The organism is Neisseria sp. P0021.S007 (assembly GCF_051956855.1).
The window spans coordinates 1-468 of the sequence record NZ_JBQCXA010001518.1 but is presented as its reverse complement, the minus strand read 5'-3'; the positions used below and the strand labels follow the sequence as shown (position 1 = coordinate 468).

2 protein-coding genes are annotated in these 468 nt (G+C 50.0%); both read left to right on the top strand.

The features are described from left to right. Positions 1-159, top strand: a 159-nt coding sequence (locus ACTHUR_RS20040; protein WP_440400547.1) for a fumarate hydratase C-terminal domain-containing protein, incomplete at its 5' end; no start/stop codon positions are given. Between the two features lie 230 nt (positions 160-389). Further along, a partial coding sequence (locus tag ACTHUR_RS20035) for a histidine phosphatase family protein (protein ID WP_215320347.1) occupies positions 390-468 on the top strand: 79 nt, incomplete at its 3' end.

The window sequence follows — 468 nt, the reverse complement described above, 5'->3', positions numbered from 1 at the left end:
GTCTTGGCGTTCCCCGAATTGGGCATGGAGGCAGTTTACGAGTTTGAAGTCAAAGACATGCCCGTAACCGTCGCCGTGGACAGCAAAGGCGAATCCATCCACGCCACCGCCCCGCGCCAATGGCAGGCAAAAATCGGCATCATCCCCGTCGAGTCCTAATGCCTTGATGCCAGGTTGAAAAAGGTCGTCTGAAAACTTAAAACAGGGTTTTCAGACGACCTTTAATTTGTTTGGAAGCATTACGATTGCAAGGGTAGAGGAATGAACGGCAAAGCAATATGGCGGACAAGTCTTGATAAAGAACAAGCATCGCCCCGCCCCGACTGCAGAAGCAGCCGAAATATGTTATAAATAGCCCCTTCTACCGACCTCAAATTGGAGCATACGACATGGAATTGGTATTTATCCGCCACGGACAAAGCGAATGGAACGCGAAAAACCTGTTTACAGGCTGGCGCGATGTGAAAC